This window comes from Pseudomonas sp. NBRC 111139, from assembly GCF_001753955.1.
Taxonomy (GTDB): domain Bacteria; phylum Pseudomonadota; class Gammaproteobacteria; order Pseudomonadales; family Pseudomonadaceae; genus Aquipseudomonas; species Aquipseudomonas alloputida.
Genome location: NZ_BCBP01000019.1, coordinates 82,458 through 107,322 on the forward strand (window position 1 = coordinate 82,458; position 24,865 = coordinate 107,322).

The following is a 24,865-nucleotide window of genomic DNA, read 5'->3' on the forward strand; positions in this document are numbered from 1 at the left end:
GTCATGGGTGATCACGCGATGGAGTCCCTGCTACGCCCCGCGGTGGAGTTGTACACCGTCGGCATCTGCGCCGGTGCCAGCGCGCTATGCCTGCATTCGCCCTGGGCGGTAGCGCTGTCACCGGAGATCGGTGCCGGCATGGCCCTGGCCTATACCGCCTTCGGTCTCAAGCGCCTCAATGAGGCCCGCATTGTCCTGCGCTATCGGCGCAACATCCGCCGCCTGCCCCGCTACTCGCTGACCAGCCGACAAATCCCGGTTAGCAGCAAGCACCTGTTCATGGGGCGAGGCTTTCGCTGGAGCCGCCTTCACACCCAGCGTTTGCTCGAAGCACAAGATCCCGCGCTCGCCCGCTATGTTAATCAGTCAGCGGCCTACCAATGGTCCCGGCGCCTGGAGCACCTGCTGGAAAAAGCCCCGCTAGGGCTCTCTCTCCTGCCCCGAGTGACCGCCTGGGACAGCCCGCTCAACCCCGTACGACCGCTGCCGCCAGTGGGCGGCTCACCGCTGCTGCATGGCGTCGAGCCCAACGAGCAGGAAGCCTCCTTGCCACTCGGCGAGCGCGTGGGCCATACCCTGGTCCTGGGCACTACTCGGGTCGGCAAGACGCGCCTGGCCGAGGTCTACATCACCCAGGACATTCACCGGCCGAGCCAGGAAGTGGTGATCGTCTTTGACCCCAAAGGTGATGCCGACCTGCTCAAACGCATGTACGTGGAGGCACGACGCGTCGGCCGCGAACACGAGTTCTACGTCTTCCACCTGGGTTGGCCGGAGATCTCCGCCCGCTACAACGCCATCGGCCGCTTTGGTCGCATCTCGGAAGTCGCCACCCGCATCGCTGGCCAGCTGAGCGGTGAAGGCAACTCGGCAGCGTTTCGCGAGTTCGCCTGGCGCTTCGTCAACATCATCGCCCGGGCCCTGATCGAGCTCGGCCGGCGCCCCGACTACCTGCAGATCCAGCGCCATGTGGTGAACATCGACGCGCTGTTCATCGAATACGCCCAGCACTTCTTCGCCCGCCATGATCCGCAAGCGTGGGAGACCATCGTGGATCTCGAGGCTCGCCTCAACGAGAAGAACGTGCCGCGGCACATGATCGGCCGCGAGAAACGCGTGGTCGCCATCGAGCAGTACCTGACCGCCAAGCGCCTCTTCGACCCGGTGATGGACGGCCTGCGCTCGGCGGTGCGCTACGACCGCACCTACTTCGACAAGATCGTCGCCTCACTGCTGCCATTGCTAGAAAAGCTCACCAGTGGCAAGACGGCCCAGTTGCTGGCCCCCAACTATGCCGACCTGGACGATCCACGGCCAATCTTCGACTGGCTGCAGGTCATCCGCAAACGCGGCATCGTCTATGTCGGTCTGGATGCACTGTCCGATGCCGAGGTCGCCGCCGCAGTCGGCAACTCGATGTTTGCCGACCTCGTCTCCGTGGCCGGGCACATCTACAAGCACGGTATCGACCATGGCCTGCCGGGCTCCTCCAGCGCGGCCGACAAGGTACCCATCAACCTGCACGCCGACGAATTCAACGAGTTGATGGGCGATGAATTCATTCCATTGATCAACAAGGGCGGCGGTGCCGGTATCCAGGTTACCGCCTACACGCAGACCCTGAGCGATATCGAGGCACGCATCGGCAGCCGGGCCAAAGCCGGCCAGGTCATCGGCAACTTCAACACCCTGCAGATGCTACGCGTACGGGAAACCGCGACCGCCGAGTTGCTGACCAATCAACTGCCCAAGGTCAACGTGCAGACCCGTACCTTGGTCTCTGGCGCGACGGACACGGCCGATCCGGATGCCCGTACCGACTTCACCTCGTCCTCACAGGATCGCGTCACCACCAACGCCGTGCCACTGATCGAACCTGCGCACATCATTGCCCTGCCCAAGGGCCAGATGTTTTCGTTCCAGGAAGGTGGACAACTTTGGAAAGTGCGAATGCCGCTGCCCAAACCAGCCAGCGACGATGCGATGCCGGCCGATCTGCAGGCCCTGGCTGGGCGCATGCGTGAGTCCTACAACGCCAATGCGGGAAGTTGGTGGAGCAGTGCCGGCGGTGCCCCGACGGTCGACTTCGATCCCGAGATGCCACCACCTGGGCGTAAACACGCCCCGTGATCCCCTGACAGCCCGCGAACACCCGGGAGCCTTATGTCTACTGCCCCAACCAATCCGCCTCAGACACAACAACGACGAGGGCTGATCTTCGGTACGCTTGAGCTGTGCCTGAGATTGCTCGGCCTGCTGTTCGCCTCCTTGGTGTTCTCCATCATTTTGGAGTTCGCGGGCATGCTGTGGTTCTGGCCAGAGCAAGGCTGGCATCACAGCCATGCGATGTGGGTAAGTGAACTCGGCTGGCTCAGCAACCACTTCAAAAGCTCGTTGTTGGTACTAGAGCCGGCGCATGCGACGGCGAAAATCCTTGAGCGCCTCAACGAATGGATTGTGGTTCGCTCCGGCTGGGCACAATCTGACATCCAGCTGAAACTGCTCAGTCGCGAGGCGTCATTGCAAGGACAGGCCGCTCAAGCGTACGTCGCTGGCCAAGAGTACCTGCTGGCGGCCCTGTTCACAGTATTCACGTTCGTGGTGCGCCTGACCGTCCTCACTTTGGCCACGCCTCTGTTCTTGCTTGCGGTGCTCACCGGAATGATCGACGGGTTGATGCGACGCGACCTCCGCAAATTCGGGGCAGACCGGGAGAGCAGCTTTGTCTATCACCGAGCCAAGCGAACATTGTTGCCACTGATGCTTTGCCCTTGGGTGATCTATCTATCGCTCCCTTGCTCGCTGAATCCCAATTGGGTCCTGCTCCCATGTGCCGTAGTACTTGGTTTCATGGTTGCGATTACCGCTACAACGTTCAAAAAATATCTTTGAGCGCGACACGTAGTCGCTTATTTATCGTTATATATCAATACTTTAGTAGATTTTACGAGAAGATAAGCTAGGAGCTTTGACCCTCATTGTCAAACACCCGAAGGTCGTTATCTCGGGTGGAGATTGACCTGCTGTACGACCAGCAGTAGCCCAAGAAGACTGGCATTTCTGGTAACGGATTTGTCTGAAGCTCTTCCGGAATGTAGCCCACCGCAAGGTGTCCGCCATGGCTGTGAGGCAATGGTGGCGATCCTCGAAGCTGAATCGGGGGGAGGCGCTAGGCTGGCTGGCATGGGCAACGCAAGTGAACTGTTGATAAACGTCGTTAATTTTGAGGTGCCAAAGCAGCTGATAGGCACTGACCAAACGGTATGTGGCCGGATGCCCCTGTTTATAGTGGGGGCACGTCGTCAAGGTGGCCACCGGCGGATAGACAGGCCCTAACCCAGTCGTGTGATGGTCAAGGAACGTGGTAAGCCCGTATCGCTGCCCTCCGGGCAGGCAAACCGTAAGGAGCGCTGTTGGCGGTGCGGGTATGGGATGGTGGAGAAAGCGAAGGCCCGGCTGTAATCGCCGGGATACGGGTTGGAACATCACCCGGCGCGAAAGCGAGCCCACTTCCACCTGGTCTTTCATCGCATGAAGGCTGAGATAAGCCCTAATCCTCGGAGAGGAAGGCAGCATGGTAGAGCATCGGGAACAACCGACGTCTGCGCTTTCCCACCGACCGCAAAACTGGCACCAGATCGACTGGTGCCGTGTGCAGCGGACGGTGCGGGCGATGCAGATTCGGATTGCGAAGGCTTGCAAGAATGGCAACTGGCGGAAGGTAAAAGCCCTCCAACGGATGCTGACACGTTCGACCTCAGCCAGACTTCTGGCCGTGCGTCGAGTGACAGAAAATCGAGGTAACAAGACTGCAGGTGTGGATGGCAGCAAGCGCTGGACCACGCCGCAATCGAAGTGGAATGCCGCGCATGATCTGGAGCGTCGGGGATATCGGGCATCACCGCTTCGGCGGGTGTTCATCCCCAAAGCCAATGGCACACAACGCCCGCTGGGAATCCCAACGATGCGAGATCGTGCCATGCAAGCGCTCTACCTGATGGCTCTGTCACCCGTGGCAGAAACTGTTGGTGATCCCAACAGCTATGGGTTCAGACCGGAACGATCGACTGCCGATGCAATGGGACAACTCTACGGTTGCCTGTGCCGAAAGCGGTCGTCGCGCTGGGTCCTGGAAGCGGATATCAGGGGCTGTTTCGATCATATCAACCACGCATGGTTACTGCGTCATGTACCCATGGACAAGGACGTGTTAAAGACGTGGTTGCGCGCGGGGATCGTACACAAAGGGACGTTCCAAGCAACAGAGGAAGGGACGCCGCAAGGAGGAGTCATCTCCCCGACACTGGCCAATCTAACCCTGGACGGGTTGGAGTCGCAGCTCGGGAAACATCTAGGCATCACGCGAGCCCGCAGTCTGAAGGTCAACGTGGTTCGGTACGCCGATGACTTTGTCATCACGGCGGAGTCCCCCGATGTACTGGTGGAAGAAGTCCGTCCCTGGGTCGAGCAGTTCCTGGCCCTTCGGGGACTGGAGCTGGCTCCAGAAAAGACCCGCATCGTATCGATAGACCAGGGTTTCGATTTCCTTGGATGGAATTTCCGCAAATATGGCGAGAAGCTCCTGATTAAGCCGAGCCAGAAGAACGTGCGAGCGTTCTACAGCAAGGTTCGGGAAATCATCCAAGGTCACCATGGAGACAGCCAGGATCGTTTGATCCACCGGCTAAGACCAGTGTTGAGAGGATGGGCGAAATATCACCAGCCTGTCGTGGCCAAAGCGACTTTCCATCGCCTGGACGCAAAGATCTGGTACCTGCTGTGGCGCTGGGCAAGGCGGCGTCACCAGAAGAAAGGCGCTCGATGGGTGCGGGAGCGATACTTCCATACCCTGGGTGCCCGACGCTGGGAGTTCGCCTATGAGCAACGAGATGCAGCATCCGGCCGTACGGAACACATGAGGCTGGAGCCGCTGTCAGCCACACCCATCCAGCGACATGCAAAGATCAAGGGGGAGTACAACCCTTTCGATCCTGCATGGGAGCGGGAAAGTGAAATGCTTCGTACGCGGAGAATGATGAATTCATTGCAGTACCGCCGCGAAGTCTTTCGGCTCTACCAGCAACAACGCGGGCAATGCGCTCACTGCCGCCATCCCATCACACGGGAGTCAGGATGGCAGGATCACTACCTCCTTCCACGCTCACAGGGCGGTAGGAAAAGCACGAGTAATCGTGTGCTCTTGCATCCCGAGTGTCACGATCAAGTCCACAACCTCGGTATTACCGTCTGCAAACCGGCCCACGAAGCGGGTTTAGTAAAGGCTTGAGCCGTATGCGGTGAAAGTCGCACGTACGGTTCTTAGGGGGCCCCGAACCAGTAATGGTTCGGGGCTACCCGACATGCGAGCAATCGAAATCGCGCAGACACCCATACCACCGTTCTTATCATAACCCCTAAGGCCAAAGAGCTCGCGGTACCATTGATAGCCGGGACTGGATATTAAACGACCTCACTACAACATCGAAGATCCTGTACGCAAAGTGGGGATCGTTCTTCAGGACTAAAGCTCTCTCTGCTCAGCTTTGCGCGTGCAGCCTCTGCAAGAGCTTTGGTCGGATAGGTTGGAACCAGTCTTATTTTTCTTAATTGTCATAAATATCGAAGCCGACCGCAATAGTTGCAATATAACGCCAAACTGCTGAAAGAGCTTGCCCACTCTTTATTGGCATTGCGACAAACAATAACAAATCTGTTTGCATGCTCTGCACCTCTTCAGGCAGATAACTAAGTATTAGCCTGAGGATGGACAAGCGTCCATTCCTCGACTCAAGTCACTGACACGAAGACTCTCTGCTGCAGATTATCTTCCTACTGAAATATCACTGCCGTTACAGGGTGGTTAATTATCCACACAATCTATTTACAAATAGTTCTCACATCTCAGCTCTCATTAATTTGATCTGTAAGCCGACATCCCTCTACAAATTAAAGACTTACCCCCAAGCCTATGAGCTTGACTTTACATGTCATAACTGATGCTGCCATCAGGCTTCTGGCATCGCCGCCGTGGAAGGGAGAAGCCAGCCAATCAGTAGAAATTATCAGTTGCCTATGATAATAATTATATTTTCAAGCTAGTGCTCATTCATCATGTCAACGACTGACGGTGCTACCTCAACGGAATTTCACACCCTATATGTCAATCACCATGGTTGGTTGCAAGGGTGGCTGAGACGCAAGCTGGGCTGCTGCGCCAGCGCCGCAGACCTTACGCAGGACACGTTCGTACGCCTGCTGGCCAAGCATGAACCGATACAGATTCGCGATTCGCGCGCCGTTTTGGTGACCGTTGCGCGCAGCGTCTTAAGCAACCACTTCCGCCGGCAGAAGCTGGAGCGCGCCTACCTTGAAGTGCTTGCCAGCGTCCCTGAGCAATTGATGCCTTCGCTGGAAGAGCAGGCGATCCTGTTGCAGACCTTGCAGGAACTCGACCGTCTGATGGACGGGCTGGAAGTCCCGGTGCGTCAGGCCTTCCTCTGGTCCCAGCTTGACGGCATGTCGCATGCCGAGATTGCCGAGCGGCTCGGCGTATCGGTAACCACCGTCAAGCGCTACATCATCAAGGCCGGTGTGCAATGTTGCTTCGCCGAATGAGCAGGTGCCAGCCATGACCGCCAGAATCGCCCCGGCCATCGCTGAGCAGGCCGTGGAGTGGATGATCGAACTGCAGGCACCGTCGGTCTCGGCCGGTACGGTCGAGCAGTGGCAGCGTTGGTTGCATCAGCACCCTGAACACGCCCGTGCCTGGCAGCGCGTCGAGTCGTTTGCCGAGCGGCTGTCGGGTCTGGCCAATCATGCCCCCATCGCGCATGCCGCGCTGACCGCCACGCCCACGAGCAACCTGGACCGGCGCAGCGCACTCAAGGTACTGGTGCTCGCGGTGGCCAGCGGAACGCTGATATGGAATGGCCGCAATACCGCGCTCTGGCAGAACCTGAACGCTGACTATCACAGCGGTGTAGGCGAGCAGCGCAATGTTGTGTTGGCCGATGGCAGCCAGTTGCTGCTCAACACCGATAGCGCGGTCGACGTCAGATTTGACCAGACCATGCGCCAGTTGCGCCTGCTGCGCGGCGAGATTCAAGTGGATGTGGTAGCGGATCATGCTCTACGACCGTTCCGGGCGCAGACCGGGCAGGGCTGGGTTGACGCTGCGCAGGGGCGTTTTCTGCTGCGCCAGGAGCCGGGCTACAGCCGACTCGCGGTCCGTGATGGCGTCGTCACGCTGTACCCCGAGCGGCTGGCCGGCGTCAGCGTGCAGGCCGGGCAACAGCTACTGTTCACGCGCGACCAGGTCGGTCCATTGCGCGCGCTGAGCGAGGCTGACCGGGCCTGGACCGACGGCATGCTGATGGCCAGTGACATGCCGTTGGAGCAGTTCCTCCAGGAGCTCGGGCGTTATCGTCGTGGCCATCTGGACTGCGCCCGTAGCCTTGCCGGCGTGCGCGTCGCGGGCACTTACCCGCTGGCCGACACGGACCGTATCTTGCAGACACTCGGGGTTTCGCTGGGGGTCGAGGTTCGCCGTTTCACCCCTTACTGGGTGACGCTGGAGCCGAAAAACGTCCAGGTTTGAAAATAAATCGCGAAAAGGGTGGTCTGTTTGCCGCACTCGCGAGACTCCACCAGAAAGACCTCGATCATTCTTGTGGAGCACGGCATGAATCACCCCCTTCGCCTTCGGGCGCTGACCTTCGCCATGGCCAGCAGCCTGGTCCCCTCGCTTGCTGGTGTCGGCTTGCTGTCGGGTGCCGGTATCGTCAGTGCGGCGCCTACCAGCCGCAGCTACGACATACCCGCTGGCATCTTGCGCGATGTGCTCAATCGCTTTGGCCACGAAAGCAACCTGCTGCTGTCGTACCCCGCCGATCAGGTCGCAGGCCTGCACAGCCAAGGGCTTCGCGGTGACTACAGTGTCGACGCCGGCCTGGCCGTGCTGCTTTCGGGTACGGGCTTGACGGCGATCGCGCTGCCCAATGGCAGCTACACGCTGCAGCGCCAGGCGGGCGTGGATGGCGGTATGACGCTTCCGGTCTCGACCATCAACGGCCGCGCTGAACAGAGTATTACCGGCCCCATCGACGGTATCGTCGCCAACCGCTCCTCGGTCGGCACCAAGACCAATGCCGCCATCAGTGAAGTGCCGCAGTCGATCTCGGTGATCACCCGCGACGAGATGAACAAGCGCGGTGTGCAGGACTTCAACAGCGCCGTGGCCTACACCCCGGGCATTCGCGCGATTGACTACGTGGGCGGGCAGGGGGCACCGGATATCTACATGCGCGGTTTCCGTTCGTTCAACCTGTTCGGGGTGTACAAGGACGGCCTGCGCAGCGGCTTCAACCAGTACGACACCGACTTCGAAACCTACGGCCTGGAACGCATCGATGTAATCAAGGGCCCGGCGTCGGTGCTGTACGGCCAAATGGCGCCTGGCGGCATGGTCAACCTGACCAGCAAGCGGCCCACCGACGAACCCATTCACGAGATCCAGGTCCAGGGCGGCAGCTTCGATCGCCAGCAGACTGCCCTGGACCTCGGTGGCCGACTGGATGACGAGGGCAAATTCAGCTACCGCCTGGTGGCGCTCAAGCGTGACAGCGGTACCCAGGTCGATCATTCGCCGGACGACCGCACCTATATCGCTCCGTCGCTGACCTGGAAGCCTGACGAGGACACCAGCATTACGCTCCTGGCCAGCTACCTGAAGACCCGCAAGGGTGGCGCCGAACAGAGCTTCCCGGTGAACGGTACGCTGACCAGCACGCCCTTCGGCCACATCCCGTCGAGTACTTACCTGGGCGATCCGCACGTGAGCAAGAACGAGGTGGAGAACACCTCGCTCGGCTACCTCTTCGAGCGCCAGCTGAATGACGACTGGAAATTCACCCAGAACGCCCGCTACATGAAGGTCGACGTCGACTACATCAGCAACGGTGCTCGCAACAGCGGCCAACTGGGTGCCGACGGCCGGACTTACACCTTCGGCTACCAGAAACGCCCGAAGAAAACCGATACGTTCCTGCTCGACAATAACCTGAGCGGCCACTTCGACACCGGCGCCATTGGCCACGATGTGCTGGTGGGCTTCGACTACGGCCACTATTCGGGCCGTGAGTCGCGTCGGGGCGTCGCCGCCAACCAGACCGTCGATATCTTCGACCCGGTCTACAATGCCAGCCCGACCTGGAACAGCGCGTTGCAGACGGACGGCAAGAGCGTTGTGTCGCAAAAAGGCGTTTATGTCCAGGACATGCTCAGCCTGAACCAGTGGCGCCTGACCCTGGGCGGGCGCAAGGACTGGGTCGAGGGGCGCGAGTACAGCTACCTGAACGACACCCGCAGCGTACAGAAGGACCACAAGTTCACCGGTCGCGTGGGCCTGGCCTATCTGTTCGACAACGGCATCACCCCCTACGCCAGCTACAGCACCTCCTTCCAGCCGACCTCGGGTACGGCTCAGGATGGCAGCTACTTCAAGCCCACCGAGGGGGAGCAGTACGAAGTCGGTATCAAGTACGAGCCGCCTGGCTACAACAGCTTCATCACCCTCTCGGCTTATGACTTGACCCAGAAGAATGTCACCACCACCGACCCGACCAACCCCAGCTTTCAGGTGCAGACCGGCGAGCAGCGCTCGCGTGGCATCGAACTCGAAGGCAAGGCCGAGCTGAGCCGCGGCCTGGACCTGATCGCTTCGTACGCCTACGTCGACGCCGAGGTGACCAAGGCCAATCCCGTGGGCACTGGCGCCGCCGCCTACAGCCTTGAGGGCAACGTGCCGATCTCGGTGCCCCGCAACACCGCCTCGCTGTGGCTTGACTACACCGTGCAGGCCGGCCCGCTGGAGGGGCTGGGCATGGGTGTCGGGCAGCGTTATGTCGGGTCCTCGTACAACGCCAAGAACACTGTCAAAGTCCCTCATTACACCCTCACCGACGCCAGCGTGCGCTATGACCTGGCGCACCTGAGCGAGGACCTTCAAGGGGTTTCGGTGGACCTGAGCGCAAGCAACCTGTTCGACAAGCGCTATTTCACCCCGGGGTTCTATGAGCAAACCGTATTCTACGGGAACCGCCGTACAGTGATTGGCAGCCTGACTTTCCGGTGGTGACCTGAAATGCAACAGGGTTAAAAGTTGCCCCGAGATGGAAACGGATATGGAGAGCTAGCTTGCCAGTACCGGGCGCAGCCAACGTTGACTGCGCCATGTAAGATACACCGTGCGTTAAACACCAATATGGATGCACGGGAAGGCCGCCGAGGCTAATACTCGACACAAGCCGTGTTGCAGATGCGGGACGAGCTTCTCATCAGGAAGAAAGCTGTAACCCGTCCAGTCGAGCCTACACATTTCAAGGCTAACACTTGGCATGAAACGGCTCAGCCAGTTTGACCAACTGCGCCTTTTCCGCCTCAAGCACGAGCGCGGCATGGGCAAGAAAGAGCAGCCGCTCTGCATGCCTGCTCGCACTGCCTTCAAACAGCCGTGGATTGATTTGAGCCAGGCTCAACAACGCCTTGAGCAGTCGTATATTCACCTCCTGCAGCGCCGCCCCGTCTCGAGCGATCGGCCCGAAGAAATCATCGAACAAATCCTCGACCACAATACCGTGCAGATAAACGTGGGCACAGTCTCCATGAGACGGAGCCAGCGCCTGAGGCCGCCCCCAGTGCGACAAGCACCTGACACCTCGACCGATGACATCGATCGCAGTGCCGGGGTCATTGACTGCAGGCGACAACGCTCTGGAAGCGATCTCGGACAGCACTGACAGGCCGAAGCGCGGGTCATGCTCGAACGTCCGACGGGTGCCCACCGTAATGGCTGCATGTACGTCAAGCTCGAAGGCCGCCACCCCTCGTACGTCCTGGCCGGGTTGCGCCACGACGGTCGCAAGCGGTGCTCCTGGGTAGACGAATGTGCCAGGCAATACCTCCATATAGATCATAACGTTGTGCCGCTGGGTGATGGCTGCCAACGCCTCCACATCAATGTGCTGAACGTAACCGGTTCGATGACTGACCAAACGCTGGGCAGCAGGAGGGAAAACCATGCCTGGCGGGTATGCAGAGCCCCCCAGGTAAGGCCATTTGGCCCGATGCTCGATAGCCTCTATCGCAGCCCTCTCGACGCGGTCGATCGTCTCACCTACCCGCCCGAGCCTGGAGAGGTGATCGATCCAGCGCAGCAAGGTATAAACGATCAGGATGACAACTGCGATGGTTACCGCGAACAGCAAGACACGCCCTTGATCACCATAGACGCCCGTACTCAAAGCAATCAGCCCGACCAGGCTGAACAGGAACGAGCCGATAAACGTGGCCAGCGCATTGTGCGTGGTCGTATCCTCCATCACCAGCGTCGTGGCACGAGGCGTTACCCCCGTGCTGGCCGCACCGTATGCCGCCACCATGGTACTCAAGGAAAAGATGGTGACCGCCAACATGCTGGAGGCAATGATGCCGAGGATCTTGTCGACAGCGTCCGCGCCTATCCGAGCGGGCAAGGACGCAGGAATGAAGTCTTTCAACACCACCGCAATCAAGGCTGTCGCCACGCCGAGCAGCGAAAACAAAGTCGCCCGGAACCATAGTCGCTTAGTGACTCGAACAGCGATCCAACGCCAGCGCGCCATCATCCGTAGGCCCGCCTGGCAGCCCACGCCGTCAGCGCGCTCAGTTTCCCGCCCCCACCGTCATTGAATCTGCCCATCAACCTCGCCCATAACCGTGGCTACCACGCTGCTGCACCGGCGTATCGGCCTGCTCTGGTAAAGCCGTGACCTTGATGGAGCGCACCGGCAACGCGAACCTGGCGCCAATTCGGGAAAAACACTCAAGCAGCCGGAAATTGATAGCCTGCTGAATATCCATATACAGGTTGTAGCCAGGATCCTGAACGATGTAAACGCATTCGAACTCCAACGCCTCCTTTCCAAAGCCACGCAGGTGGGCACGGTCGAAGCGTACCTGGTCCTGAGACTTGATGATCTCTTCCACGATGACGGGCGCTTTTTTCACAGCCTCAGTGGGGGTGTCGTAGGACAGGCCGAATTCGAAGACGATGCGCCGCTCCTGAAGACGCTTGTAGTTCTGTATGGTGCTGCTGATCATGCTCGCATTGGCCATGACGATCTGCTCACCCCCCAGGCTGCGAATACGGGTCGTTTTCAGCCCCACGTGCTCAACTGTCCCCGCCAATGGCCCAATCACGATGAAGTCTCCCACCTCGAACGGCTTATCGACGGCGATTGACAGCGAAGCGAAAAGATCGCCGAGAATATTCTGTACTGCCAGTGCTACAGCGATGCCGCCCACCCCCAAGCTGGCAACGAAGGCGGTAATGTTCACGCCCAGGTTGGACAACATTGCCAGCACGACTACCGACCACAACAATACGCGCGCGCCCCAGGCCGACAAAGTCGCCAACGCACTGCCTTGATAGAGCCCCTGCCCGCCATGGCGCGAGAAATAATGGACCAGCCCCAGGGCAATGGCGCGATTGAGCCACAAGCCAATCTGCAGTGCGGCGACCACAAACCACAAACTGCTGACCCTGGTCAGCCATCGTTCTGGCAAATCGAGCATCCCCAGCCCCACCAGCAACGAAGCCAGCAGCAACAGGAGGTTGCTGGTACCTGCCAGAACCTTTACCAATACCTGGCCGACGCTCCCAACAGCGCTGACCCGGCGTTGCATGAAGCCGATTGCAGCCCGTGACACCGTGAATGTGATTGCAGCAACACCTAGCGCCAGCAACAGGTTGAGCACCGATATGCCGAAAACCGTATTGCCTGTGATCAAATCCATGATGCGCTCGTACATGAGTGAAAGCCTCCTGATTTCGTCGAATGAGCGGGATCTGTTCTGTCTCTGACGGCAAGCTGGCCTCAGAGGTCGATCGGATCTTCCCGCTAGCGCGCTGGCCTGTCTCTTTCTCCCGCGCCGCGCTAGCCAAGGGATTACCATTGAGCTCTGGGCCTTTACGGTTTTTTTACTCGACATCGCCGTTACGCCGTCGATACTGCCCGGCATCACACCTATGAGTTTTTTTCGATGCCACTCCCTGCACTGCGTTTCATCGGCTTCATCATCGGCGTGTTCCTGATCACCTTGTCCATCAGCATGGTCATACCTATGACGACTTTGCTGGTGTATGGGCGCAACGACGATCTTGGAGCGTTCGCCTGGTCGAGCCTGATTGCCCTGTGCGCGGGACTCTCGTTGATCGCCAGGGGGCTTCCTGATGCGCCGCAGATACGGTCCAGGGACATGTATCTGCTCACAACCGCGAGCTGGGTCGTGGTATGTGCCTTCGCAGCCTTGCCCATGGTGTTCATTCGGCACATCAGCTATACGGATGCGTTCTTCGAGACCATGTCGGGCATCACGACAACCGGCTCCACGGTATTGACCGGCCTTGACAGTGCGTCACCCGGGTTGCTGATCTGGCGCTCTCTGCTCCATTGGCTTGGGGGAATCGGCTTTATCGGTATGGCTGTGGCTGTGCTGCCACTGTTGCGTGTAGGTGGCATGCGTCTTTTCCAGACCGAGTCCTCAGACTGGTCGGACAAGGTCACGCCACGCTCGCATGTTGCGGCGAAGATGATCCTTGTGATTTACCTGGGACTAACCGCTTTCGCCACCCTGGCCCTATGGGTTGCAGGTATGACCCCATTCGAAGCCATCAATCATTCGATGTCATTGATTTCGACGGGCGGCTTCTCGACCTCGGATGCGTCACTCGGGCATTGGACGCAGCCTGCGGTGCATTGGGTAGCCGTCGTGATCATGATTCTCGGCAGTCTGCCCTTCACACTGTATGTGGCGACATTGCGGGGCCATCGTCGCGCCCTGATCAAGGACCATCAGGTACAGGGATTTCTGGGTTTTCTCGTGGTTGCGTGGATCTTGGTGGGTAGTTGGTTGTGTTGGCACAGCGGTCTGTCATGGTGGGATGCCTTACGAATCGTTGCGGTCAATGTCACGTCAGTGGTTACCACAACGGGTATCGCGGTTGGTGACTACACGCTGTGGGGCAGCTTTTCCGTACTGTTGTTTTTCTACCTGACGTTCATCGGAGGGTGCTCAGGATCTACGGCCGGCGGCTTGAAAATTTTCCGTTTCCAAGTGGCTGCATCGCTGCTGATCAGCAGCCTGAAGCAGTTGATTCACCCTCGGGCGACAATCTCGAAGAAATACAATGGCCACCCCATTGACGAGGAGATCGTGCGTTCGCTACTGACCTTTTCGTTCTTCTTCTCCATCACGATTGCAGTGATTGCCCTGCTACTGTCCCTGATCGGGCTCGACTGGACCACTGCCTTGAGTGCTGCGGCCACGGCCGTGTGCAACGTCGGTCCAGGCCTGGGCACGGTGATTGGACCAGCCGGCAACTTTGCCTCGCTGCCCGACTCGGCGAAATGGTTGTTGACCCTCGGCATGCTCCTGGGTCGCCTTGAAATCCTCACCGTATTGGTGCTCGTGGCACCTGCATTTTGGCGGTTCTAGGCATTTACAGCGACCGGTTCAGGGCCAAAAGATGGGCAAGCACGGCAGATTCGATCTAGGTTTATGCGCAGGATAAAAACAACAACTGGAGAACGACGCCATGAACCGAGCCCTTCGCCTGGCATTGGCCAGCACTGTTTTAGCCGCTTGCGCCACAGCCCAGGCTGCCCCCACCTTCATCAATATCCTTACAGGGGGAACCAGCGGCGTCTACTATCCCGTCGGCGTCGGTATCTCGCAGATCTACAGCCATGAGATCGAAGGCAGCAAGACTACAGTTCAGGCCACCAAGGCATCGGTAGAAAATCTCAACTTGCTGCAAGCTGGCCGCGGTGAACTGGCATTCGCCTTGGGCGACTCGGTGGCAGATGCCTGGAAAGGTGACGCCGAGGCCGGTTTCAAGGCCCCGCTGAAGAAACTCCGGGCCATTGCCGGAACGTACCCCAATTACATCCAGATCGTCGCCAGCCAGGAATCGGGGATCAAATCGCTTGAGGACCTCAAGGGCAAGCGCATTTCGGTCGGAGCACCTAAATCAGGCACGGAGCTCAACGCACGGGCCATCTTCAGGGCAGCGGGGCTCACTTACCAGGATATGGGCAAGGTCGAATACCTGCCTTACGCAGAGTCCGTCGAACTGATCAAGAATCGTCAGTTGGATGCCACTCTGCAGTCTTCGGGCCTCGGCCAGGCAGCTATCCGTGACCTGGCGGCGACACTGCCGGTGGTGTTCGTGCCCATCCCGGCCGACGTCGTGAAGAAAATCGGCAATTCCGCTTACCAAGCGGCCACCATTCCGGCCAATTCCTATGACGGCCAAGGGATGGAAGTGCCAACGGTAGCCATCACCAACATTCTGGTCACCCGGGCGGACCTGAGCGACGACCTGGCCTACCAGATGACCAAATCGATCTTCGAGAATCTGCCACGCTTGGTCACATCTCATGCGGCAGCGAAAGATATCCAAGCTGAGAATGCAGCCAAGAATTTGCCGATCCCGCTCCACCCTGGCGCTGAACGCTATTTCAAAGAGAAAAACCTGCTCCCCTGATCCTTTGTCGCGCAAAGTGGGAGCACTCCATGAGCGAATCGTCGCACGGCCTTCACGCCAGTACCGACCGCTGGCCCGCAACTCTATTCGCGGTGGCGTTGGCGTTTTCAATCTTTCAGGTCGCCACCGCGGCCTTCCCACTCATCTCCACCCAGGTATTGCGATCGGTGCACGTGGGCTTCCTGCTGTTGGTCGTATTCCTAAGCTACCCGGTAGTCGGTCACCACCGGCCTTGGCAACCGCTTGCCTGGCTATTGGGGATTGCAGGAATGACGACGGCCGCCTATCAGTGGTACTTCGAAGGCGACCTTATTCAACGCTCAGGCGAGTTGACCAGCAGCGATCTGATCGTCGGCCTATTACTGATCGGCCTGGTTTTCGAAGCCGCACGAAGAGTCATGGGCGTTGCGCTTCCGTTGATCTGCGCCCTGTTTCTGGCCTACGGGCTCCTAGGCCAGTACCTGCCCGGTGACCTTGCGCACCGAGGCTACGGCGTTGACCAGATTGTCAACCAACTGTCCTTCGGTACCGAGGGGCTGTATGGCACCCCTACGTATGTTTCAGCCACGTACATCTACCTGTTCATCCTCTTTGGGGCGTTTCTGGAGCAGGCGGGCATGATCCGCCTGTTCACCGACTTTGCCATGGGCCTGTTTGGTCACCGTAGCGGTGGCCCGGCGAAAGTCGCGGTATTTTCCTCGGCGCTGATGGGAACTATCACCGGCTCCGGAGTGGCCAACGTGGTGACTACCGGGCAGTTCACCATTCCGCTGATGAAGCGTTTTGGCTACAAGCCGGCGTTTGCCGGGGGCGTCGAAGCGACCTCCAGCATGGGCAGCCAACTGATGCCACCGGTCATGGGTGCGGTCGCTTTCATCATGGCGGAAACCATCAACGTGCCCTACGCCGAAGTGGCCAAAGCTGCGCTCATCCCTGCCTTGCTGTATTTCGGCTCGGTTTACTGGATGGTTCACCTGGAGGCTAAACGCAGCCACCTGCATGGCCTGCCCCGCGAGGAATGCCCCAGTGCCTGGGACGCGTTGCGCCAACGCTGGTTCTTGCTCGTGCCACTGGTGATATTGGTCGCGCTGCTGTTCTCGGGGCGTACGCCCCTTTATTCAGGCATGGTTGGCCTGGCCCTGACAGCTATCGTCATCCTGGGCTCGGCCATCATCCTGCGCGCTCAGGGCACCTGGCTACGCGCGGCCTTTTGGGTCGCATTGGGACTACTGTGCTCGGGCTTCTTCCGCATGGGCATCGGCGTCATCCTGCTGGTGATCGCGGCGCTTGCCCTCGCCTGCGTCTTCGTGCAAGGCGCAAGGGCCACCCTTCGCGGCTGTGTAATGGCGCTGGCGGAGGGGGCGCGGCATGCCGTACCGGTGGGCATTGCCTGCGCGCTGGTGGGGGTCATTATCGGCGTCATTTCCCTGACCGGACTTGCCACGACCTTTGCGGGGTACATCCTTGATCTCGGCCGCGACAACCTGTTCCTGTCACTGCTCTTGACCATGCTGACGTGCCTGGTGCTAGGCATGGGCATTCCCACCATCCCCAACTACATCATTACCAGTTCCATCGCCGCCCCCGCCCTGCTGGAGCTCGGTGTGCCACTGATCGTTTCGCACATGTTCGTGTTCTATTTCGGCATTCTGGCTGACCTCACCCCGCCGGTCGCGCTGGCGTGCTTCGCGGCCGCCCCCATTGCCAAGGAAAAAGGGTTACTGATCAGCTTCTGGGCGGTCCGCATTGCCCTGGCTGGTTTCGTCGTGCCATTCATGGCGGTCTACGACCCTGCGTTGATGCTGCAGGGCGACAGTCTCAGCGCCACCTCGTACATGGTGATCAAGGCCGTGTTTGCTGTTGCGCTATGGGGCTGCGCATCGATTGGCCACTTCCGGATGTCCATGACCTGGTGGGAGCGTCTACTGGCCTTCGTCGCAGGTGTATGCCTGATCCTGGCCTTGCCCGTCAGTGATGAAGTCGGGTTCGCCCTGGGTATTGCGGTATTGGGCTGGCACGTTTGGCGGAGTCGCACGACAGCCGAGCAAAGGGTATGAATGGTCTCTGCCTTGGGCTCGCCGGCGTGGTTTGGGCCAGCCTGCCCATTGAGCACTTCACCCTGGCTTGGCAGCACAGCATCGAGAAAATCCGCTGGGAAGAGGATTACCAGGTCGGCGCCAGCGGGCTGGTACTCATGGAGGCCCGCGTACGCGGCAGCGGCGCTGGCATGGAAATACCCGATGACGCCACGTTGCGAGATGGCACATGGCACTACCACCGCCAACTGCCGCCTCTGAACCCCTTGCATGCCGGGCGCACACCCGAAGCCGGAGACTATGAGCTGTGCTTTCAGGGCCATTGCCAGCCACTTGCAAACTGGCTAGGTCCACCTTCCAGGGACGTTGCCGCCGTTGACTTCTGGCCCTGCCGGCTTTCAATGCCCGCTAACGAGCGCTCTGCACTGCCCTGACGCCTTGTGCAGCGCAATACACCCCCAGTCTCAACTCACCACATGAAGGTAATGCAGGTGACGCTCGTATTGATCGAGGATATCGCCGATCACATCGTCACGACTCCAACCCATGATGTCATAGTCCTGGCCTCCTTCACGCAAATGCACCTCAGCCCGGAAATACTTGCGACCATCGGTTCCGTCTTCCGTATCACGCATGACGAAGCTGGGTGTGTTGAAAGCACGCGGACGGACTTCGTAGAGAAAGCGCCCTTCCCCAGCGTGTGAAAGCTCGAGGGTGACGCGGCCATCATCCCGCTCATTCACCGCGACGTCGTAGCCTTGCTTGCGCAACTCAAGTGCAACCTCTTCACAGGCCGGCTTGACCACCTCGGCAATAAAGCGCGTGACATGGGCGCGGCGCGGCATCATGGCAATATTGCGCAGCCGGCGCTGCCAGCCGCCTTGGTGCTGCCGGGTATGCCGAGGACCTGGAAGGGCCTGATTACGCAAGCCGCGACGGGTAGCATCCAGGCTCAAGGCCTTGAACAATCCCCAGATGGCAATCAACAGAATGGCGGCGAACGGCAACGCGCTGGCGATGGTGGCGGTCTGCAAGGCTTTGAGGCCGTTAGCCAAGAGCAACGCAATGGCAACAGCACCGATGCTGAGCGACCAGAAAATCCGTTGCCACAATGGGGAATGGCCTTGGCCGGAGGACGCGAGCATATCGACTACCAAGGCCCCCGAGTCTGCCGAGGTTACGAAGAACACCACCACCATCAGTACCGCGATCAGCGAGATCACCGTGGAAAACGGGAAGTGTTCAAGGAACGCGAATAACGCCAATGAGCTGTCTTGGCCAACGACAGTGGCCAAGTCCTTCACCCCATCGTTGAGGATCATGTGGATAGCCGAATCACCAAATACCGTCATCCACAGCAACGTAAAACCGGCCGGAACGAACAACACGCCACACACGAACTCACGGATGGTACGTCCACGCGAAATGCGAGCGATGAACAGCCCTACGAAAGGCGACCAAGACAACCACCAGCCCCAATACAGCAACGTCCACCCACCAATCCAGTCAGTCGGTTCATAGGCGTAGAGGTTGAAGGTCTTGTTGACGATGTCCGAAAGGTAAGCGCCGGTATTCTGTACATAAGCCTGCAGCAGGAACACGGTAGGCCCCAAGATCAGGACGAACAACATCAATATCACTGCCAGACTCAAATTGAGCTCGGACAGGATGCGAATGCCTTTATCCAGCCCACTGGCCACCGAAAGCGTTGCCAACCCACACGTGGCTGCAATGAGAATGACCTGAACCGTCGGGCTGACCGGCAGACCGAACACATGGTGAAAGCCGCTGTTGATCTGCAGTACCCCATACCCCAGCGAGGTCGCGACGCCGAACACCGTGCCGAGGATGGCGAAGATATCGACCGCATGACCAATCGGGCCGTAGATGCGTTCACCGATCAATGGGTAAAGTGCCGAGCGCAGGGTCAGCGGCAGCCCATTGCGGAAGCTGAAGTAAGCCAGAATCAATGCAACAATGGCGTAGATCGCCCAAGCATGCAGCCCCCAGTGGAAAAACGTGATCTTCATGGCTTCGCGTGCCGCCGCGACCGTGCCAGGGTCACCCACTGGAGGGGTGGTGAAATGCATCACCGGCTCCGCCACACCGAAGAACATCAAGCCGATGCCCATGCCGGCGGAAAACAACATGGCGAACCAGCTGCTCTTCCGGTAATCCGGCTCACTGTGATCGGGCCCTAACTTAATATCACCGTAACGACTGACGGCCAGGAACACCACACTGATCAAGACCAGCGCCACGGTAAGGATGTAAAACCAACTGGCATTGGTAATGATCCAGGTCTGGACGTGTTCGAACAGCGCCTGCGCATGCGCTTGGAATGCTGTGGCGTACAGCACGAGAAGAAAGATCAAAACCGCGCTGGTATAGAAAACGGGGGGATTGAGGGTGCTCCTGGGTTTCGGGGCTGCAGTCATTGCGGCAGTTCTCCTTGTAAGGCGATGAGCACAGGGGGCGAGCACGGCGACTTGGTTCAAGACTAGCAGCCCATGCAGTGCCTGATGGCGGCCCCTCCCCGCTCGAAGTTGACTTTAGACCCTACCCCCGCCGCAAAAAAATCTCAAATACCCACCATTTGAACCACTGACCGCTAATTGAGCATTCATCTGACCGCGATGATTGGGTAGACTGCCATCGGGTGCTAGCTGCACGGCGCAGTGAGGCAGGTTAAACAACAACGCTGGTCGGGCCGCCATGCGGGAGCCATTGCGCCTATGCCCCAGAAAGAATTACCTCGCGCCCAGGAATTGGCCGAACGGGCCTTTGCCAACTTTGAACGCTTTCTTCATATCGAAGCCGTCAGCGGCATTGTCCTTCTCGTGGCCGCACTCGCCGCGCTGGTCTGGGCGAATTCCCCGGCGGCGGAAAGTTATGAGCATCTTTGGCACACCCCGCTGACACTCGGCATCGGTTCGGTGATCTACGCCAAATCCCTGCATTTCTGGATCAACGATGGCTTGATGACCATCTTCTTCCTGGTCGTAGGCATGGAGATTCGTCGTGAGATTCATGAAGGCGCACTCGCCAGCCTGCGCCAAGCTGCTTTACCGATGGCGGCGGCAATCGGCGGTGTGGCCGTCCCTGCGCTCATTTACCTTGGTTTTGGCCATGCCCCCCAGGAACAACAAGGCTGGGCCGTGCCAACAGCCACCGACATCGCTTTTGCCGTGGGTGTACTGGCACTGCTGGGCAAATCGATTCCTTCCAATGTCCGCGTCTTCTTGCTCGCCCTGGCGATAATCGATGACATTATCGCAGTGCTGATCATCGCCCTATTCTATTCTGGCGGCCTCGATTACAGCGGCTTCGCGGTGGCTGGGGTTGGTCTGTTGCTGGTCATGGGATTGCAAAAAATCGGCGTGGGTAGTGCATGGGCCTACATCCTCCCGGGCGCCATTACCTGGCTGGGTATGCTGATGACCGGTGCTCACCCGACGCTTGCCGGTGTTGTGCTAGGTCTGATGACTCCAGTAACGGCGATGCCCATGCGCGAGCGTCCGCTGGATGCTGTCAGCCGTTTTACCAGCGAGCTGCTGGGCAATGCCAAGGCACCCGAGAAGGATGCCAGCGATCTGATGGACCCGTTGAAACGACTGCGCTCAGCGCAACGCGAACTGGTACCTCCGGTAGTACGCATACAAGGCCTGCTGCACCCTTGGGTGGCATTTGGCATCATGCCGTTGTTCGCCTTGGCCAACGCTGGGGTGAGCCTGTCGGGCGCTGACCTTTCCGCCGAAACATCACGCTGGGTAATGATGGCCGTGGCCGCCGCCCTGATCGCTGGCAAACCGTTGGGAATCGTCAGCGTCAGCTGGTTGATGGTCCGATTGGGCTGGTGTGCACTCCCGGCCGAAGTCAACTGGCGCGGCATCATGTTGATCGGTCTTTTGGCAGGCATAGGCTTTACCATGTCGATCTTCATTGCCAACCTTGCATTCGTTGATCCTGCAGCGCTCGGTGCCGCAAAATTGGGGGTGTTGTCCGCTTCTGTCATCGCGGCAGCGCTGGGTTTGACGTGGGGTGTAATCGCCATGCGCAACCGTTCTTCAACTGGCGAGGTCCGGTCGACGTCATAACAAAACGGCGGATGTCTGGCAGGTGCGAGATGACTCGCCTGCCAGACTATGCGTGAGTACCACCTCGGTCGGGTATGCCCGCTCGACAAATCACGCCATACTCTCTGTCTGTTCCCATCACATGACAAACAATGGCCGATTTGAAAACCGCCACCCCTTCTTCCAGCACTTCATACTGGCGAGAATGGCGACAACGCCTGGCATTCTGGATCGGCGCACTTCTGGTCGGGCTGGCGGCGTTGGCATTCGCGTGGCTGGCCGACGCCGCGTTCGCATCGTTCAGGCGCTTGCTTGAATGGGCGCCTTGGTCCCCGTTGCTGATCACGCCCTTCGGTTTCGCGCTGCTGGCGTGGCTGACCCAGCGCTGGTTTGAGAATGCCAAAGGCAGCGGCATTCCCCAAGTCATCGCCGCCCTTGAAATGCCCTCCCGCCGTTTGCGCGCCAGATTGCTTTCGCTGCCAGTCGCCGCTGCACGCATGAGCCTGACCCTCGGTGCACTCTTGGTTGGGGGCTCGGTAGGACGGGAAGGCCCAACCGTTCATATCGGGGCCGCCGTTTTGTATGCCTTCGGCCGCCAGTTGGGCCTGCATGGACGACGCACGATCGCTGGGCTGATCCTCGCCGGCGGCGCCGCAGGCATTGCCGCAGCCTTCAACACGCCATTGGCCGGGGTGGTCTTTGCCATTGAGGAATTGAGCCGCACCTTTGAGCAACGCTTCAGCGGACTGGTGCTAACGGCAGTGCTGATTGGCGGCGTCGTGACACTGGGGCTAATGGGACACTATGCCTACTTTGGTGAAATCGGTGGGCGGATGCCAACTGGATGGGGTTGGAGCGTGGTCCCTGCATGCGCAGCACTGGGCGGGTTGCTGGGAGGTTTTTACGCGAAGCTGGTGCTGCCCACCGATCACGGCATCCTCGGTCGTGTCTGCGCGCTGCGCAGCCAATACCCAGTCCGTTTCGCGGCCCTATGCGGCTTTGCGCTGGCAATACTGGGGTTGGTTTCCGGCAATCACGTTTTCGGTACCGGATATGAAGAAACGCGCGCCCTGCTTGAGGCACAACCCATCACCGATCCAAGTTTCTTGCTGTGGAAGTTTCTGGCCAACGTCGTGTCCTACCTCTCCGGCATTCCCGGCGGACTGTTTTCACCTTCGCTGAGCATAGGCGCGGCGTTCGCGCCACTGCTGTCGTTGATACCCGATATTGACCCGCAAGCATGTGCATTGTTGGGTATGGGGGCGTACCTTGCTGGCGTGACACGCTCACCGCTCACTGCTTCCGTCATAGTCCTCGAACTGACCCACAGCCCCGACCTTGCCATACCCATGCTCGCGACCACACTGATGGCTACCGCGATCTCGGGTTGGGTTTCACCTGTCTCGCTTTACCATGCCTTGGCCAAGCAGATTATCGACAAGCTTCATGCTGCTAGGCCTTCCTCTGCAGAGCCCGCCGCTATCCAGCCCATCGCTACTGAAAAACCTTGAGCAGCATCCAGCTCCCCATGCCAAACATGACCAGATTCTCAGTGAGTGACACTGCCCCGAGGGGCACGTTGCTATTACCCCCGACGCAGGCGCAGGTGAGCTCACGCTTTTCAATGTAAACGGCATAAAAAACCGAGACGGTACCCACACCACCAAGCACTATCGCCAAAGGTCCAGAGAGGCCGTTAAGCATCCCTGCAATCATCAGTAAGCCCGCCAACGCTTCCCCATACGGATACAGATAGGAATAGGGTACCCAGCGCTGAGCGAGGAGATCGTAACCCAGAAACATATTACTGAATGACTCGACATCCTGAAGTTTGAGCATCGCTAACAAAAACATGCTGATGGCTAAAAAACCCTGTAGCAGCCAAGGTGTGAACAGTGTATTAAATGCCACCAAGGCCAAGGCGCTTGCCAATAGGAACGCAGCGACAAATACCGTCAGCACCGGCCGGTACGGGTTGCCTTTCGCGCTACCTTTTCCCAAGTACTGACGTAATTCGTCATAGCCACCAATGTGTTGCTGGTCTATCCAGATCTGTGGTGTAGACTGAACATTTACCCGTTGTTTGAACTTTTCCGTTTCCTCCCGGCTGGTGAGCCAATTATCTTCAATCGAGTAGCCAGCTTTGCTTAATAGATACTTTGACTTCACGCCAAATGGACAGAGATGCTCTGGCATGACCATACGATAAAGCTCTGCTCTTTTTCTCTCCATTGGTTTTCTCCATAATTTGCACTACAGCTAAAATTTCGTACTGCGGCACATGATCCAACCCTCTATAGCTGGGATATAGCCGCCTCCCTTATCTAAAGCCGGCCATATCCCACTTATGCTAACTCAACTTCCTTTCTGGTCGCCCAAATTTAAATCAGCCTTAATCAATGAGGGCGGGCGACACCTTGGAGCACTGCGCCACACACATGGTCTTTTCGTGCACTGGCAAGATTGCTTAGTGAGACAATGCCGACCAAACGTTTCTCGCTATCAACGACAGGTAACCGTCGCTTTTCGACACCAGCCATATTGTGAGCGACTGCGTCTATGTCGTCATCGGCATAGCAATAGCGCACCTGCTCACTCATAATGTCACTTACAACAGTTTCTTGAATGCGATCATTGGCAAGACCACGAATGACAATATCGCGATCGGTAATAACGCCGATCATCTTGTCATTGTCCCCTACGATTAAGGATCCGACATCCATGTCCCTCATGAGCGAAGCGGCTTGCCGAAGGCTCATTTTGGGTGGCACCACTTGGACGTCCCGCGTCATGACTTCAGAGATCTTCATGAGTACTCCCTCTTGAATGTATAGGAAAATCACGCGTCGCCTTACGGTAGAGCGAACATGGGAGAGCACGTTTGGATTGATTGCCGGCTGTCCGATGAATGGCGCCTGAGTCCCGTGAGAGTGAACCGTTAGCCTGACCATAGCAACGGCATATCTTTGGGGCCGAACTGAAAATGGCAGAAACGCACACAGCTTGCAGCTACGCATGTACAGCGGACCCTAGTTAATCATCATTAGCCACTCAATAAATGACGTCAGAAGTCCGGCACTACACCACTCGTCACGTGGTAGCAATTGAATTGCCACCACTCCAAAAATATGCCTAATACTGAAGACTGAAGTGAAGGAACTCGGGGG

The 24,865-nt window shown here is 58.6% G+C and carries 17 protein-coding genes; 12 read left to right on the top strand and 5 right to left on the bottom strand.

Translation table 11 applies throughout. The annotated features are described in order from the left end of the window. Positions 1 to 3 precede the first annotated feature (3 nt). The 6 genes from traD (at position 4) to BJQ17_RS04850 (ending at position 10,135) form a co-directional block, all read left to right on the top strand. Complete coding sequence (gene traD, locus BJQ17_RS04820) at positions 4 to 2,130, top strand: type IV conjugative transfer system coupling protein TraD (protein ID WP_070095606.1); 2,127 nt, start codon at positions 4 to 6, stop codon at positions 2,128 to 2,130. A 33-nt stretch (positions 2,131 to 2,163) separates the two neighbouring features. Further along, a complete protein-coding gene (locus tag BJQ17_RS04825; RefSeq protein WP_070095607.1) occupies positions 2,164 to 2,892 on the top strand; it encodes a TIGR03747 family integrating conjugative element membrane protein in 729 nt (242 codons plus the stop codon). Between the two features lie 682 nt (positions 2,893 to 3,574). Then, complete coding sequence (ltrA, locus tag BJQ17_RS04835) at positions 3,575 to 5,287, top strand: group II intron reverse transcriptase/maturase (RefSeq protein WP_070095609.1); 1,713 nt, start codon at positions 3,575 to 3,577, stop codon at positions 5,285 to 5,287. An 824-nt stretch (positions 5,288 to 6,111) separates the two neighbouring features. Next, on the top strand, positions 6,112 to 6,615 hold the full coding sequence (locus tag BJQ17_RS04840; protein WP_070095610.1) for a sigma-70 family RNA polymerase sigma factor: 504 nt from the start codon (positions 6,112 to 6,114) through the stop codon (positions 6,613 to 6,615). A gap of 13 nt (positions 6,616 to 6,628) precedes the next feature. Further along, positions 6,629 to 7,597, top strand: coding sequence for a FecR domain-containing protein (locus BJQ17_RS04845; RefSeq protein WP_070095611.1), 969 nt, complete (start codon positions 6,629 to 6,631; stop codon positions 7,595 to 7,597). A gap of 84 nt (positions 7,598 to 7,681) precedes the next feature. After that, positions 7,682 to 10,135: a TonB-dependent siderophore receptor gene (locus BJQ17_RS04850; RefSeq protein ID WP_070095612.1), complete on the top strand. Its 2,454-nt coding sequence runs from the start codon at positions 7,682 to 7,684 to the stop codon at positions 10,133 to 10,135. A gap of 247 nt (positions 10,136 to 10,382) precedes the next feature. On the opposite strand, the gene BJQ17_RS04855 is transcribed toward BJQ17_RS04850, so the two are convergent. Next, positions 10,383 to 11,663, bottom strand: a complete 1,281-nt coding sequence (locus BJQ17_RS04855) for a DUF2254 domain-containing protein (protein WP_070095613.1) — start codon at positions 11,661 to 11,663, stop codon at positions 10,383 to 10,385. Positions 11,664 to 11,736: 73 nt separating this feature from the next. Beyond that, positions 11,737 to 12,849: a mechanosensitive ion channel family protein gene (locus BJQ17_RS04860; RefSeq protein WP_070095614.1), complete on the bottom strand. Its 1,113-nt coding sequence runs from the start codon at positions 12,847 to 12,849 to the stop codon at positions 11,737 to 11,739. Positions 12,850 to 13,080: 231 nt separating this feature from the next. Between BJQ17_RS04860 and BJQ17_RS04865 the strand changes: the two genes are divergently transcribed. The 4 genes from BJQ17_RS04865 (at position 13,081) to BJQ17_RS04880 (ending at position 18,056) form a co-directional block, all read left to right on the top strand. Next, positions 13,081 to 14,535, top strand: coding sequence for a TrkH family potassium uptake protein (locus tag BJQ17_RS04865; protein WP_070095615.1), 1,455 nt, complete (start codon positions 13,081 to 13,083; stop codon positions 14,533 to 14,535). 100 nt (positions 14,536 to 14,635) lie between these two features. Further along, the gene (locus BJQ17_RS04870; protein WP_070095616.1) at positions 14,636 to 15,586 is read left to right on the top strand and encodes a TAXI family TRAP transporter solute-binding subunit; all 951 of its coding nucleotides are present in this window, start codon (positions 14,636 to 14,638) and stop codon (positions 15,584 to 15,586) included. A 29-nt stretch (positions 15,587 to 15,615) separates the two neighbouring features. Next, on the top strand, positions 15,616 to 17,643 hold the full coding sequence (locus tag BJQ17_RS04875; protein WP_070095617.1) for a TRAP transporter permease: 2,028 nt from the start codon (positions 15,616 to 15,618) through the stop codon (positions 17,641 to 17,643). Further along, entirely contained in the window at positions 17,640 to 18,056 is a 417-nt protein-coding gene (locus tag BJQ17_RS04880) for a DUF1850 domain-containing protein (protein WP_016488078.1), read from the top strand. The genes BJQ17_RS04875 and BJQ17_RS04880 overlap by 4 nt, the downstream gene beginning before the upstream one ends. A 30-nt stretch (positions 18,057 to 18,086) precedes the next feature. Here BJQ17_RS04880 and BJQ17_RS04885 read toward each other — a convergent pair whose 3' ends face one another. Further along, entirely contained in the window at positions 18,087 to 20,060 is a 1,974-nt protein-coding gene (locus tag BJQ17_RS04885) for a choline BCCT transporter BetT (protein WP_070095618.1), read from the bottom strand. 297 nt (positions 20,061 to 20,357) lie between these two features. Here BJQ17_RS04885 and nhaA point away from each other — a divergent pair, with 297 nt between their 5' ends. Both nhaA and BJQ17_RS04895 read left to right on the top strand, forming a co-directional pair. Then, on the top strand, positions 20,358 to 21,719 hold the full coding sequence (gene nhaA / locus BJQ17_RS04890; protein ID WP_070095619.1) for a Na+/H+ antiporter NhaA: 1,362 nt from the start codon (positions 20,358 to 20,360) through the stop codon (positions 21,717 to 21,719). A gap of 131 nt (positions 21,720 to 21,850) precedes the next feature. Continuing rightward, positions 21,851 to 23,209, top strand: coding sequence for a chloride channel protein (locus tag BJQ17_RS04895; protein ID WP_070095620.1), 1,359 nt, complete (start codon positions 21,851 to 21,853; stop codon positions 23,207 to 23,209). Here the strand turns inward: BJQ17_RS04895 and BJQ17_RS04900 are convergent. Together BJQ17_RS04900 and BJQ17_RS04905 are read right to left on the bottom strand one after the other, a co-directional pair. After that, a complete protein-coding gene (locus tag BJQ17_RS04900) occupies positions 23,193 to 23,930 on the bottom strand; it encodes a MauE/DoxX family redox-associated membrane protein (protein WP_070095621.1) in 738 nt (245 codons plus the stop codon). The two genes, BJQ17_RS04895 and BJQ17_RS04900, sit on opposite strands and share 17 nt — an antisense overlap. Positions 23,931 to 24,094: 164 nt before the next feature. After that, positions 24,095 to 24,508: a CBS domain-containing protein gene (locus tag BJQ17_RS04905; RefSeq protein WP_070095622.1), complete on the bottom strand. Its 414-nt coding sequence runs from the start codon at positions 24,506 to 24,508 to the stop codon at positions 24,095 to 24,097. Between the last annotated feature and the right edge of the window lie 357 nt (positions 24,509 to 24,865).